At 32.7% G+C, this 14,186-nt stretch carries 14 protein-coding genes; 3 read left to right on the top strand and 11 right to left on the bottom strand.

Translation table 11 applies throughout. The features are described 5' to 3' along the window. From JOOMADRAFT_RS04140 to JOOMADRAFT_RS04155, 4 genes are all read right to left on the bottom strand, one after another. Entirely contained in the window at positions 1-834 is an 834-nt protein-coding gene (locus tag JOOMADRAFT_RS04140; RefSeq protein WP_008611515.1) for an alpha/beta hydrolase, read from the bottom strand. Between the two features lie 206 nt (positions 835-1,040). After that, entirely contained in the window at positions 1,041-2,072 is a 1,032-nt protein-coding gene (locus JOOMADRAFT_RS04145) for a glycosyltransferase family 9 protein (RefSeq protein WP_008611516.1), read from the bottom strand. A gap of 122 nt (positions 2,073-2,194) precedes the next feature. Next, on the bottom strand, positions 2,195-2,929 hold the full coding sequence (locus JOOMADRAFT_RS04150) for a hypothetical protein (RefSeq protein WP_008611517.1): 735 nt from the start codon (positions 2,927-2,929) through the stop codon (positions 2,195-2,197). 7 nt (positions 2,930-2,936) lie between these two features. Beyond that, complete coding sequence (locus JOOMADRAFT_RS04155; protein ID WP_008611518.1) at positions 2,937-3,536, bottom strand: DUF4254 domain-containing protein; 600 nt, start codon at positions 3,534-3,536, stop codon at positions 2,937-2,939. Between the two features lie 95 nt (positions 3,537-3,631). Between JOOMADRAFT_RS04155 and upp the strand changes: the two genes are divergently transcribed. Next, the gene (upp, locus tag JOOMADRAFT_RS04160) at positions 3,632-4,288 is read left to right on the top strand and encodes a uracil phosphoribosyltransferase (protein ID WP_008611519.1); all 657 of its coding nucleotides are present in this window, start codon (positions 3,632-3,634) and stop codon (positions 4,286-4,288) included. On the opposite strand, the gene JOOMADRAFT_RS04165 is transcribed toward upp, so the two are convergent. Next, entirely contained in the window at positions 4,277-5,200 is a 924-nt protein-coding gene (locus tag JOOMADRAFT_RS04165) for a DUF6427 family protein (RefSeq protein WP_008611520.1), read from the bottom strand. The genes upp and JOOMADRAFT_RS04165 overlap by 12 nt on opposite strands. 48 nt (positions 5,201-5,248) lie before the next feature. On the opposite strand from JOOMADRAFT_RS04165, the gene JOOMADRAFT_RS04170 reads away from it, so the two are divergent. Beyond that, positions 5,249-5,458: a DUF6341 family protein gene (locus JOOMADRAFT_RS04170; protein WP_008611521.1), complete on the top strand. Its 210-nt coding sequence runs from the start codon at positions 5,249-5,251 to the stop codon at positions 5,456-5,458. Positions 5,459-5,543: 85 nt separating this feature from the next. On the opposite strand, the gene JOOMADRAFT_RS04175 is transcribed toward JOOMADRAFT_RS04170, so the two are convergent. From JOOMADRAFT_RS04175 to JOOMADRAFT_RS04190, 4 genes are all read right to left on the bottom strand, one after another. After that, entirely contained in the window at positions 5,544-6,614 is a 1,071-nt protein-coding gene (locus JOOMADRAFT_RS04175; protein ID WP_008611522.1) for a hypothetical protein, read from the bottom strand. A gap of 5 nt (positions 6,615-6,619) precedes the next feature. After that, positions 6,620-8,311, bottom strand: coding sequence for a DUF6909 family protein (locus JOOMADRAFT_RS04180; protein WP_008611523.1), 1,692 nt, complete (start codon positions 8,309-8,311; stop codon positions 6,620-6,622). A 227-nt stretch (positions 8,312-8,538) separates the two neighbouring features. Further along, positions 8,539-10,038, bottom strand: coding sequence for a GH3 auxin-responsive promoter family protein (locus JOOMADRAFT_RS04185; protein ID WP_008611524.1), 1,500 nt, complete (start codon positions 10,036-10,038; stop codon positions 8,539-8,541). Between the two features lie 6 nt (positions 10,039-10,044). Further along, complete coding sequence (locus JOOMADRAFT_RS04190; protein ID WP_040879527.1) at positions 10,045-10,914, bottom strand: M23 family metallopeptidase; 870 nt, start codon at positions 10,912-10,914, stop codon at positions 10,045-10,047. Between the two features lie 182 nt (positions 10,915-11,096). On the opposite strand from JOOMADRAFT_RS04190, the gene tatA reads away from it, so the two are divergent. After that, positions 11,097-11,294, top strand: coding sequence for a twin-arginine translocase TatA/TatE family subunit (gene tatA / locus JOOMADRAFT_RS04195; RefSeq protein WP_008611526.1), 198 nt, complete (start codon positions 11,097-11,099; stop codon positions 11,292-11,294). An 80-nt stretch (positions 11,295-11,374) separates the two neighbouring features. On the opposite strand, the gene JOOMADRAFT_RS04200 is transcribed toward tatA, so the two are convergent. Both JOOMADRAFT_RS04200 and JOOMADRAFT_RS04205 read right to left on the bottom strand, forming a co-directional pair. Next, positions 11,375-12,382 carry a DUF4837 family protein gene (locus tag JOOMADRAFT_RS04200; RefSeq protein ID WP_008611527.1) on the bottom strand — a complete coding sequence of 336 codons (1,008 nt, stop codon included), beginning with the start codon at positions 12,380-12,382 and terminating at the stop codon, positions 11,375-11,377. A gap of 104 nt (positions 12,383-12,486) precedes the next feature. Beyond that, a complete protein-coding gene (locus JOOMADRAFT_RS04205; protein ID WP_008611528.1) occupies positions 12,487-14,061 on the bottom strand; it encodes a LysM peptidoglycan-binding domain-containing protein in 1,575 nt (524 codons plus the stop codon). Between the last annotated feature and the right edge of the window lie 125 nt (positions 14,062-14,186).

Genomic DNA, 14,186 nt, shown 5'->3' on the forward strand with positions numbered 1-14,186 from the left:
CTATTTCTTAGCTTTATTTAGTTCGGAGACTATACTTCTTACATTTTTAACAAGTAGTGGAAAGGCAGGTTCTGTCATTCCGTGTCCGTAACCATCCATTTCGTATAGGGTAGTATTTTTGTGTCCCGCAACTTTCATCATTCGCATTAAATAAGCATTTTCTTCATAGCGCCCTAGCATTTCCATTTCTCTATCGCCAGTAATTAATAATAATGGAGGAGCATCTGCTCGGACATGATATAAAGGAGCCAAACTATCAACTATAGGTTGTGTTCCTGGAATGCCACGTTCTTTTCTGATGGTAAAATGAGTAATTGCGTGTCCGCTAAATGGAATGAGTCCTGCAATAGCATTAGCATCTACATTAAATTTTGCCAAATACGATTTGTCTAAACCAATCATACTTGCTAAATAACCGCCTGCTGAATGTCCAGAAACAAATATGAGGGAAGGATTCCCTTTATAACCCTCAATATTTTTAAAAACCCATGCCACAGCAGCGGCTGCATCTTCAATGTATTTAGGCGATTTTACTTTTGGGTTTAAACGATAATTAACTCCAACAACCGCTATTCCTTTATTTTTTAGAGCTTCAGGTATTTCTTTAGCTCCACCTGTAAGTCCGCCACCATGAAACCAAACTACTGTTGGGTAGTTTTCTATGTTTGTAGGATAGTATAAATCTAGCACACAGCGTTCGTTAATATAGGCATCCGAAGCATTTGTAGCGGCATCATAGTATTGAATATCGCTTTTAGTGGTATAGGTTGTCTCTTGTGCTAAAAGAGAAGTAATATTCAGTAGTAAAAAAAGAGAAACAACTATTTTTTTCATTGTGGTTGATTTTTAATCCCTCATTGAGGGTTTTATTTCCCAGAGCCTGTCCTGAGTTTACCGAAGGGCTCTAAGTCTAAATGGATTAAATTATTTTCTTTTCAATACCTCGTAGCTTGCCTCGAGGTAGTTGATTTTGTATTTTAATCAATAATCTCGATGTAGAGCCCTTTGGAAAGCTTAGAATTAAGTCCATGAGGTATTGATTAGGGTTTTAAAACCTCTTCTATTTTATTAATAATATGCTGAGGTAATATAGTTCTCATAACCTCTTTATAATCTTCTGGGGCTTTATTTCCATAGATAGAGGTTGGAATAAGCGGGTACTTTTCTTTATCAGAAAGTAAGGCATATTCCTTAGGTTGTTTGTAAGGATAAAATCCAGCGTATGGGTGCGTAACGCCCCAAAGTGTAATTACTTTTACCCCATACATTGCTGCTAAGTGTCCGTTGCCACTATCCATAGAGAGCATTAAATCTAAGTGAGCAATGAGTTGTAATTCTTCTTCAAACGTAATTTTTTTGAAAGTAAAAACGGTATTTGGATAGGCTGTGCTTAACCTTTCTAATTCAGATTCATCTTTAGGCCCTCCAAATAGAATAATTTTAAAAATGTTGGTTTTTGAGAGGTACTCAATAACCTGTTCCATTAAGTCTATCGGATACATTTTTGTATCAAAAAAAGCAAAAGGGGCAATACCAACCCATTTTTTGGAGTCTCTTCCTAGTAAATCATAAATTTTGGAGGGTAAATCGGGGTTTTTAGGAACAATATCTTTTGAAAGGTCTACTTGGCAGCCTAAAGCTCTAAAAACAGCTGCATAACGCTCTATGGTAGTTTTAAGAGGTTTAAATTCTTTCCCCGCAACTAAATTCCTCTTTTCCGCTCTTCCTTTATCAATAGTTTTTGAAGAAACATTTTTCAGTTTAAAAAGAGATTTAATTACAGTGCTTCGAAGAGAGCCGTGTAAATCGGCAATTTCAGTATAATTATTTTCTTTTATTTCTGAATAAAATTTTAGTAAGCCTTTAAAACCTTTATGTTTTCCACGAATGTGAGCAGTTACCACATCCACACCTTTTACCGTTTCAAAAACAGGTTTTAAAAATGCCTTGGTAGCAACGGTAATTTTGATGTTTTTATTTTGCTGAAGCACACACCTAAGTACGGGCACAGCAATAGCGGCATCACCAATGTCCGAAAAACGGATTACTAATATATGTTTTGTAGGATTCATTTTACTCGATAATCGAGGTTTTTATGTTTCATAGCCTGCCCTGAGTTAACGAAGGACTTAGGTAAAATATTTTTCAGTTTTTCTAATCCCTCTGGTTTGCTTCCAGATAGTTTACTAGGATCTTATTTCCAATAATTGGCTACCCATTTTGCAGGGCGTACGTATCGATACCATTTCCCACGACCTCCTTTGATTGCTTTATGCGGATTTATTTCCCCATGAAAAATAATAATTTTTGCGCCTTCAGGGATTTCTGGAACTTTCCAAAATGCAAACGGAATCCTAGAAACACAATCATATTTATAACTTGGGCACCATTCGGTTGGCCAATAATTTAATAATCCTTTTTCATGAACTGCCCACGAAAGGTATTCTTGCTCATTTCGATGGTCTTTTCTTATAGTATCGAAATTTTCAACAAAATAATCGTAAACATAACCATGTTTGCCAATTTCAAACCGATAAACCGATGAGTTTCCTGTAATTCGCCATTGTTTGTTATAATCTTTAATAATCATAAAGGCGTTATCATCTTCAAAAAAACAATCGATATTATCTACAATAACTACATCTAAATCTAAAAATAAAGCGGTTCCTTGCAATCCATAAAGGTCTTCTTTTAGCGTAGTTAGCTTTTTCCACATCCGCTCAGGAAGGTTGGAGTTTATTTTAACTTCTGGAATGGGAAAACATTTAATATCTTCATCAATTCCAGTTTCATCATCTGTAAAACAAACCATGGTGAAAGGGAGCGTTAAATTGCGCTTTACCATACTGTGTAAACGGTTTACATAGGTAGCATCGTAAAGTGTACCCCACTTCATGCAAAAAATATGAATGTCTTTTTTATTACTCATCTTTAGTTTATTTCTTGTAAAGTACAGGGTTTAAGTTTTCGTCGTTGTACATTTTCATCTGTTTGTACACCTTCATATATTTTTTCCCTGTTTCTATATCATTTAAAAGCTGATCAATAGCCAATGAAAGGTCTTTTTTTTGTTCTAGGAGAATTGTTAGCTTTTCTTGACATTGTTTTTTATGATTTTCTGAAGCATCGGCACGCGTAACTTCTTCTTTCATATGATAAATTTTCAATGCCAAAATTGAAAGTCGGTCAATAGCCCAAGCAGGACTTTCCGAATTGATGGTAGCATCGGGTTGTACAGAAACGTCTTTATATTTCTGAAGAAAATAACTATCAATATATTCTACCGTATCGGTCCGATCTTGATTTGATGCATCTATTTTTCGTTTCAATACCAAGGCTTCTTTCTCATTAATATTTGGATCACGAATAATATCTTCGTAGTGCCACTGTACGGTATCAATCCAATTTTTGCGGTATAAAAGATGGGAAATATCATCTTTTGGATACGGATTTTCAAAGGGTTGATTTACCGTATCTTTTATATGATAGGTAAGAATACTCTCTTCAAAAATTTTAAAAGCAAGTTCGCTAAACATTCAATTTTTACTTTAAACCACAAATATACTTATTTAAAGACGGATGAATTTAGAGAATGTGTAAATTTGAGAGAAGAATTAAAAGAATTGTTTTGATGAAGGTCCATAATTTAAGTGAAACAAACTCTGTTGTTAATCATTTTTTAGCTGAAATAAGAAATGTTAACATTCAAAATGATAGGATGCGTTTTAGAAGAAACATTGAGCGTATTGGAGAAATTTTAGCTTATGAAATGAGTAAAAGTTTACATTTTTCTTCGGAAGAAATACAGACTCCATTGTCAGAAATTAAAGCAAACTTGATAGATGACAAGGTAGTTGTTTGTTCTATTTTGCGTGCAGGTGTTCCGTTGCACAACGGAATTTTAAATTATTTTGATTGGGTAGATTCTTCATTTATATCTGCATATCGTTATCATATTTCAGAAACAGAATTTGAAATTAATGTGGAGTACCTTGCTTCACAAAACTTAGATAATAAAGTGCTTATTCTGGCCGACCCAATGCTGGCAACTGGACAATCATTATTGGCAACTTTTGAAGCACTCATAAAGGTGGGTTTACCTAAAGAAGTGCACATAATTTCTGTTATTGCTGCACAGCCAGGAATAGATTTTTTAAAAGATAAACTTCCACAGGAAACTCAGCTTTGGATTGGCGCTATTGATGAGAAGTTAAATGATAAAGGTTATATTGTTCCAGGCCTTGGCGACGCTGGAGATTTAGCCTATGGCGAAAAGCTACAAAAATAAAATTATAAAAGGCAAGATTATAAAAGACCACAAAAAGATCTCTTTTATCCATAGTTTTTTAATATTCTCCACATTTTTTGCAATAATTATGGAGAGGGGAAAAATGGAAAATATAACTTCAGAAGTGTTTGCACTTTCCGAAATTATAGCCACTAAAATTGCTAAGATGAGCATGAGAAAAATTAAAATCCCAGGAACTCTAGTAACAAAAGACTTGCTTTGTTTCCTTAAAAAAAATGCTATAGTGCTCCAAATCCCCATTACACAAATAAATAGTAGCGGAATGATATAACGGATGTCTTCATATTTTTCTATGGTAAATTCTGGCGCAAAATAAACTAAGGAATAGAATTTTTCTAGATGATTTGTTAGGTAATAAAAAGTGAATGCCAACACAAGAACTACCGATAATGCTACAAATGGAATAAGTAAATTTCGATAATCATTTTTTTTATAAAGAAAAATTCCAGCAAAAACTAATAGAATAAATAGTAGCGACCAGCTGTAAAAAAAAGTGGCGACAAATACCCAAAGAGAGGCATCAAAAATTTTAATTTCTATATCTCTATTTGAACGAATACTAACCAATCTTCTAAAAGACATTAAAATAAACACATTGGATATAAGAAGATTTGTTTGGTTAAATATCTTTGGAAACAAACAGAATATCAGAACAAAGAAAAATAAAGTAAAAGAATTACTCTTTGTCAAAAAGTTTTTTCTGTTGATAAAATCAATTAAAAATAAAGAGGTTATTATGATGATAAGTGACTGAAACAGTTTGATTAAAACCTCTAACGTAAACGGCACTTCTAAATACAAAAAAAAGCCTCCAATAAGAAATAAGGAGATAAAAACACAAAGAATTATGTAGTTTATAGGATTAGTTCTTTCAAAAATGCTTGATATCATGTCAGGTTTTTGTATTTTTGCGCTGTAAATTTAATATATCTTTTACTGATGAGTGACTTTTTCTATGGTATTCAGGATTTATTTGAGAACGTTTTGTTCATTCCTTTAGATGCTTTACGCTTTTTAAACAGTTGGTGGTTGTCAAACATAATCAATTGTATTTTTATAACTATTGGTTTCATTGCTTTCTTTTATTGGATGAAACAAATGAAAATATATAGTGAAGAAGAAAAGGATACTTACAAGACTATTCAATAAGAATTAATAATACCTTATTTTTCGATATAAAAAAATCCTATCAAATTAAATTTGATAGGATTTTTTAGTGTTTATATGTTTGTAATTATTTTTTCTGTTGTTCAGCAGCATACTCTTTCAAGAATTTATTTAATTCTAATAAAGATAAGCCAAGTAAAACAAGTCCTAATAAAGTAATAGGAAGTAAAAACATATATCTTTTAAAGATGCTTTTAACCTCTACACCCCTTCTTGGGAAGTCTGAAATAACATTTACAATTTCAGATTTATTGGCTCTGTCTTCGTTTAATTGAACCAAGTCTTGTTTTATTAAATCAACTTGTTTAATTAAAGCAAGTTCTTTATTTTGTTCTGTATTTCCACCTTCACCTAAACTAATACTGGTTCCTTGCATAGGTTTATCAGCTTCTTTTTCCATAACTCTTTTATACAAGCCTTGTAAAGAGTCTATTTCAACAAGCTGTCTCTTTAAGATACTATCTTGCATGGTTAAGTTAAGTTCTCGAATATTCTTTTGAACCTTGAAATAATCATTTCTAGAGATAGATTGAATAATTGGCCCTTGAATTTTTTTAGCAACTCTACTATCCGTAGCTTTTACAATAACAGTATGGAAACGAGCATCAAAAGAATTAAAGTTTTCTAGATACTTCTCCATATCAATAGCTTTCTGCGTAGTGGTATCTAAGCTTCTTACAAATTCGTCAAATAATTTTACTTTTTGATTTTCATCAGAATAAGATTCTGCTTCAATCTCTTTAATACTAGCAGCCTCATGGACATCAATTTCAAAAGCCTCAGCCAATGCTACAGAGTCTTCAGCTTCTGCTAATTCATTATAAAAATTTATATTATTATAAAGCTGTTGTACACTTTGGAAGTTTGGTTCTAAAACCATAGTAGAAACGTAAACAGGCTCTTTTCTATAATCTAAATAGCCTCCAATTACTACTCCAATTACACCTGCAATTACAAATTTAATAATGTGTAGTTGGATAAAAAGCAAGAAGGCAATTATGATTCCAAAAATGCCTTTAATAATGTTTCCGATAAAATTGAAGAATTTGCGAAATCCATCTCCAATCATTTTGAAAAGTTGTCCTAAATCTATTTCCTCGGAATTGTTGTTCTGGTTAGGTTGAACATTCTCGCTCATGCTAGTTAGTTGTTTTTAAAAATTTGTTCTAAAATCTTTTTCGTTATTAAATATGTAGGCTTTACACCCGTAATTCCTAATCCACCAGATGCTAAGGTACTTCCCGTTTCTAAAGGATTATCTGAAGCGTAATAAGCGTAACGCACTTTCACATCTTCAGAAATGCTCTTTCTAATTTTAGAAGCAGATTGTATAGCTTTTTGATAATGTGCTCCTTCCATTTCTAAACCAATTACATTCCAAGTACTATCGTAAAAGAACTTTAAAATATCCTTATTCTGAAGCGAAGTTCCTAGAACACTAATCATAGTTCCTTCAAACACTTGTAAACCATTTCCTTCAAAATCTTTGGCACATAATTCGTTTTTAAAAGGATAATTATCTGCCGTTCCCTCAAAAATATGCGCGCTAGGAATCATTAAATCTCCTTTTCCTCCTTCTAAAATCCCAGCTTTCCCCATTATAGATACCGAATCTATATTTAAAAATTCTTTATCTTCTCCTTTAGCTTTATAGGGTTTTAAAAGCTCATCAATGGTTTCATAAGCTTGCTCTCCAAAAGCATAATCCATTACAAAAAGAACAGGCATCTGATCTTTTTCAATGTTGCTGTCAAAAGTAAAATTTATTTTGTCAAAATCAATCTTTGAGGTATCAAAAATTTGAACATCTATATTGGTGCCAGATGTATCGTCAATACTAATCATACCATTCTTTTCAGCAAAAGCTTTTACTTTCCCTCTTAGAAAAGAACTTTCTGGCTGACTCAACATCTCGTATACGTCATAATCGTTTTTCTGACTACTAAATTCTTTCTTTAAAACTGCCGAGGCGAATAAAGAATTCATCACACTGTGCATGTTGGCACTTATAATATGAATAGGGCGGTGTAGGATATTATTCTTTTTAAGAATTTTTTTTATGTTGTTGGCCCAAATTTCTCCGTGAATATGGTGACCTAAACGTTCTCTTAATACAGGACTGAAAGTGATGGTTCTTTTATTACCATCTATTAATTCTTCCAGAGCAATTTTTCCCATCCAATACACAATTTCTAAAAATCTTTCGGGGCTGTCTTTGATGGAGAATAATTTATGAGCTGCTAAGCATTCTTCAAAAGTTCTTCCTAAAATACTTGCTGCATGGCTAAGTGCTATTTCTCTTTCAGGCTGTGTAAGTTTATTTTTTAAAACTGCTTCTTCTAACTTCTGCCAATCTCTAATAGTTTGCCCAGATTCTTCTATAAAAACATTATCGGCAATTTTATGAGATTCAATAAATAGAAATGTAAGATGTGTTAAAATATCGTAGATGTCTGAGCGCCCTCTTGTAATCTCAATATTCATTTGGTCGTTGTCAATGCGGTAGCAATTTCTCCTCCTTTTCGGTGGAATAATTACCTTAAAACTAGAATTTTTGTATCCCTCTTCCGAAGTTAAATTTATATATCTGCATTGTTCTATCCCAATAGGAAGCCTATCAAGAATATAAACCAGCCCATTAAGTTCTACTTTTTCTTCTGCAACAGAACCGTAGATTTCTGGACGTAATTGTAATAAAGATTCTCGTAATGTTTCTCCAGACACTCCCATTGGTTTGTAAAAACCACGATTAAATAGGTGTCTCATAGCGATATACATTCGCTCTATTGCTCCTGAAGATTCTTGAGCTCTTGTTCTAGATTTTATTTTACTCATAAGATATTTTACTGAGCAAAAATACAAGTTCTTTTTGAAATTACTTATTTTTTGTGCAGATAAGCTTCATTTTATGAAGTATAATGCTTATGAAAGCGAAAATTAACTCTCTCAATTCCTTATAAAGAGTTTTTTGTTTAAAGTCTGCCTTTATTTTATTGAAAGCTTAACATCAATTAAATATGATTTTTTGAAGCAAGAAATTAAGTCATTAGAATGATAATTTTTTATCTTTTTATAAATTCTTCTAAAGCATCAGCAATTTTTCTGTCGTTGGCAAGACGTTGTATTTTATTTTGGCCCCCAAGTTTTCCTTTAGATTTCATAAAATTGGTAAAAGCGCCAGAATCAAGACTTGTAATTTTTAATTGCTGAAGTACTTTTCCTTGAATTAAATCAAAATAATAGCTGTTTTGCTGTTGTAGTGTTTCGTCTATTTTTTTTGCAAAACCCTCCATATCGGATGGTTTTTCTTCAAATTCAATAAACCATTCATGGTAAGGTAATTCGTTGTTTTCTGGATTAATCTGTGGTGCAACCGTAAACTCATTTATAGAAGCTCCAAATGCTTGAATAGCTTCTCGCATGGACTGTTCTACTTCTTTTGCAATAACATGTTCCCCAAAGGCAGATATAAAATGTTTTATTCTCCCAGAAACAATAACTCTGTATGGTTTTAATGAAGTAAATTGTATGGTATCTCCAACATTATAACTCCATAAACCAGCGTTTGTAGAAATTATCATAACATAATTTACATGGAGTTCAACCTCTTTAATGGTTAGTCTTTTTGCAGCTTCCGAATTAAAGTCGTCTGCTTTTATAAACTCGTAGAAAATCCCAGAATTTAGTAATAATAGCATTCCTTTTTCACGCTGAGAATCTTGATAAGCAAAAAAACCTTCACTAGCAGGGAAAAGTTCAATGCTGTCTACTTTTCTTCCTATTAAAGCTTCAAACTTTGCTCTATAAGGCTCAAAATTTACACCACCATAAATAAAGAGATTGAAGTTTTTAAATACATCTCCTACTTTTTTTGAGGTTTTCTGCTGAATTCTCTCAAAGTACATTTGCACCCACGAAGGAATTCCACTAATTACCGTCATATTTTCTGGGAGCGTCTCTTCTACAATAGCATCTACTTTGGTTTCCCAATCTTCAATTTTATTTGTTTCCCAGCTAGGGAGTCTATTTTTCTGAAGATACCCAGGTACGTAATGTGCTACAATTCCAGATAATCGACCGAGTTTAATTCCGTTTTTCTCGTCTAATACGGGACTTCCTTGTAAGAAAATCATTTTACCATCTACAAAATCAGCGTTTCCTGTTTCATAAATGTAATTTAGAATAGCATTTCTTGCTGCTTCAATATGATGCGGCATGGAATCTTTAGTAATAGGAATGTATTTAGCTCCAGAGGTGGTTCCAGATGTTTTTGCAAAATAAGCAGGCTTTTCTGGCCATAAAATGTTTTCCTCGCCTTTTACAACACGCTCAATATAGGGTTTTAATTCTTCGTAATCTCTAACAGGAACTCGCTTAGCAAAATCAGAAAAGGATTCAATTTTCTCAAAATTATGATCTTTACCAAATTGTGTGTTTTTTGCTCCTTCAATTAACGCTTTGAAAACTTTTTGTTGTGTTTCCACAGGAGAATTAATCCACTTTTGGTTTTTATAGTGTATATATTTGGCAAATATTTTGGCAGCAAATGCTTTTAGTGACATATAGTTTTATTCAAAATCGATATAATCGGTTGGGTTAACAGGGTACCCTTCGCTCCATAATTCAAAATGTAGATGAGGTCCAGTGGTAAGTTCTCCTGTATTTCCTATAATAGCAATAACTTCACCAGCTTTAACTTGATCGCCTTGACTTACACTTAAAGACGAATTGTGTTTATAAACCGAAATTAAACCAGAACCATGTTCTATTATACATACATAACCCGTTTCTGCGGTCCATTCTGCAAAAATTACCATTCCATCTGCAACCGATTTTATGGGGGTGTTTTTTGGAGCTAGAATATCTATTGCGTAATGTTTTTCTTTGGCATTGTATTGTTGAGATAGCGTCCCGTTTACTGGAGGAAATAGCACATAATCTGAAGTAGCAGAAGCCGATTCAAATAAATTGTATTTATCTTCATTAGCAACACGTTCTCTTAGGAGCGAATCTTGTTTGTTTGGTAATAGGCTTATTTGAGACGTATCTCTTCTAACTTCCTCTAATAAAGAGTCTTTATGAATTTCTTGAGTGTTAATCTCTCCTTTTAATACTTTTTGAATTTTATCGTAATATAATTCGTTTGCTCTAAGTTGTGCGGTTAAAGAATCTGCTTTATACGTAAGATCCATAGCCGTTCTTTTTAAGGAAGTAGAAGAATAACCTGGGATGTATTCTCGTAAAGGAGTAAAAGCAATTAAAATTGTTGTAAAAGCAATGATGAAAACAGAAAATAGTGTCCCCAATACAAAAACATTTAACCTGTTTAATTTAAATGAAAGCTTTTCTTCAAAAGTATCTTCATTTAAAATAACAAGTCTATACTTGTGGAGCAGTTTTTTTTTAATCTGCTTTCTTTTCTTTCTCTTTTTATTCATCATCACCAGCAAATATAAATATTAGGATGTTACAATGCTTTCTGTTTACAGATATTTGTTTTTTTTTAACGTGAAAAACCTCTTTACTATAAGTCGCAAAGTGGTAAAAGTGACGATTTTAAGAAAAAATATGATTTATTGTATACATTTCTTATTACATTTGTTTTCTAAAATTTATTAAAATGATATCATTAAACATTTTTCTAGGGATGATTGGCCCATGGCAAATAGCAATAGTAGTTATTTTAGTACTGTTATTGTTTGGAGGTAAGAAAATACCTGAATTAATGCGTGGACTAGGAAGCGGTATCAAAGAGTTTAAAGATGCCTCAAAAGAAGACGAAGAGCCTACAGTTGATCAGAAAAAAGAGAATATCTAATATTCTTTTTAAAATAAGATTAATCAAAAAGCCCATTTGTGTCAATACAAATGGGCTTTTTGATGTTATAAAGTTATCTTTTATTCTGATTTTATTGCAAGATCCTTTTTAGGACTTGTAAATTTTAGTGTTTTTAATACAGCTTCCAGTTCAAACATATAATCTCTTTTATTGGTTGAAGGAGCAAAAGTAAAACCTTCTAAAACTAATAAGCGATTATTAGGTTTGTCTGTAACAATGTAATTTATAAAAGGTCCTGCCATAGCAAAGTTCTTAACTTCCCACATTCCTTTGGTTTCAATTGCTTTTCTTCCAGCAATTTCAGCATCAAACACATAAGGGGCATACGCTTTTTCAGTAATCATATACATACCTTCTCTTCTCCCTGGAATATATTTCTCTCCTATAGAATCTCTCATTTTAATAATGGCGTCTACACGGGTAGAATCGTCTGGAATACTATTTAAAGGCATTTCATATACCAAAATATTCATGGTTCCTTTACGGATTTGACGTTCTATCCAAAAGAAATTTCCTTCTTGCTTTGCTATTTTATAAATGGAAGGCATGGTTAAAGAAACTCCTAATTCTTCTGAAAGCGCAGTTTCTCTGTTCAAGGAACGGGTAAATCGTTCCTGACTTTCAAGAATATCATTCTTTTTAAAAGCATTTATAATTTGGGGAGCAGTTTCTGCTATTTTCTGAATGATTTCATCCTCTGTTGGAGCTTTAATAATCCCTACTTTTTGTGGCTTTGCATATAAATCTGTTCTTAGTCCAGCTACTTCCGCAGTATCTTTTTTTACTACTAAAACATTACGACTATTTCTAGTTGCTCCTGAAAAAACTTCAAATGGTATTTGATGTATAGTGAATAGAGGTTCTACCACAGGGAGTCCTAAAACTTCATCTGCATAATATTTCCGAATAGAATCGCCAACGCGACCATTCCACATATCGTTATCAATTACTATTGACAATGTATTGATGGCGCCAACAGAATTTGGAAGAAATTTTTCTTTTTTATCTTCTTTACATGAAAGAATCAATAAAAAGACCATAATTCCCATTAAAATTTTTTTCATCATTTTAGGTTTTAGTGTAATTAAACTTAATGAACACAACTTAACTTTTTAGTTTAAACACAAAGAGTTAAGATGAGTTCAATGTAAATACATCCTAATCTAGTGGATTAACATTTACAAAGAACCAGTTTTGTTCCTGGTTTTAATTTACTCCCACTAATATCGTTCCATTCTTGAATATTTTTAATAGAAATTCCAGGAAATTTATTTGCAATGCTCCAAAGTGAATCGCCACTTCGAACAATATATTCCTTGGAAGCACTTGTTTTACTGGTTTTATTGCTAGTTGTAGCGATGGGTTTTTTAGGGTAAATAATTAGGCGTTGCCCAATACGAATATTGTTATTTCTTAATCCATTCCATCTTTTTAATTCGCTTACACGTACCCCATACTTTTCAGCAATTTTACCCAAAACGTCACCACTTTTTACACGATACCTAATTTGATCGCTTGTTTCTACCAATTCTGGAAGGGGTTTTTCTCGTAATTTAAGCTCTTTATCCACACGTGCATATATAGAATCTTCATTTGCTACAAATCTTCCAATAGCTTCTCTAGGGAGTCTTAAACTATAATTTTTATCATCTATAAGTGGAATAATATCGAGTTTATAGGATGGATTAAAGAATTGAACTTGCTCTCGGTCTATTTGTAGATACTCCGATATTTGATCAAATGTAATAAGTCTTTTTACTCTTATCGTATCTGTTTCAAAATAAGCAGCTCTCGTTTTATAATCTTCAAAACCATGTTCTTTAGCATATTCCATAATATACATAGTTGCTAAAAATGCTGGTACATATCCTGCAGTTTCTCTAGGTAGATACGTACGCAGATTCCAATAATTAGTAGAGCCCCCGCTTCTTCTAATTGCTTTATTTACATTTCCTGGACCTGAGTTATAGGCGGCCAATGCTAAATCCCAGTCGCCAAACATTTCATAAAGCTTACCCAAATATTTACAAGCGGCATCTGTAGAGCGCATGGGGTCGCTACGTTCGTCAACATAACTGCTTACTTCTAACCCATATGCCTTCCCTGTTGGGTACATAAATTGCCAAATTCCTGTTGCGCCAACCCTAGATTTTGCTTTCGGATTTAAAGCAGACTCAATAACTGCTAAATATTTCATTTCTAGCGGGATATCATGGTTGTCTAAAGACTGCTCAAATAGCGGAAAATAAAACTGACTCCTAGCCATTACTCTTGTTAGAAAACCTCGTTTATTCTTTAAAAACATTTTAATAACGCTTTCTAAAGACGGGTTGTACTCAACATTAAAAGGAGTTTTTTGGTTTAATTTAGCCAAACGAACTTTTAAGGTATCTGTAGGGAGGTCAATATAATCAACGGGTTCAAATTCTAAATTGGTAATATCTGTGTAGATAGTATCATACAAACCAGCATTTAGAAATTCATTCATCCAAATACTATCTATTTTTTTTGCCTCCGGATGGTCTGCATACCCATAGGGAATTATTTTTTCTTCAGCAATAACATATCGCTTTCCGTCTATTAGCACTGAATCTGTATCCTTAAGAATTTCTTGGTCAACAAGATTTAGGGAATCGCTAGAAATTTCTATTCCTTGTATATTCTTATGGAGATTACTTAAAGGTTGTTGGGCGAAGGCGGGGGAGCCAAAAGCGCTGAATAACAGTGCGGTAATAACTTGCTTCATCAATCAATATGGGTTTTCATTTAAACGAACAATTTGTAAAAATCGTATTTTTTTCATTTATAAACATATCAAATTTGTTAAAAAAATAAAGCCCTTCAATTTTGAAGAGCTTTAAGTATAATTTT

It is taken from the genome of Galbibacter orientalis DSM 19592 (genome assembly GCF_000260115.1).
Lineage (GTDB): Bacteria > Bacteroidota > Bacteroidia > Flavobacteriales > Flavobacteriaceae > Galbibacter > Galbibacter orientalis.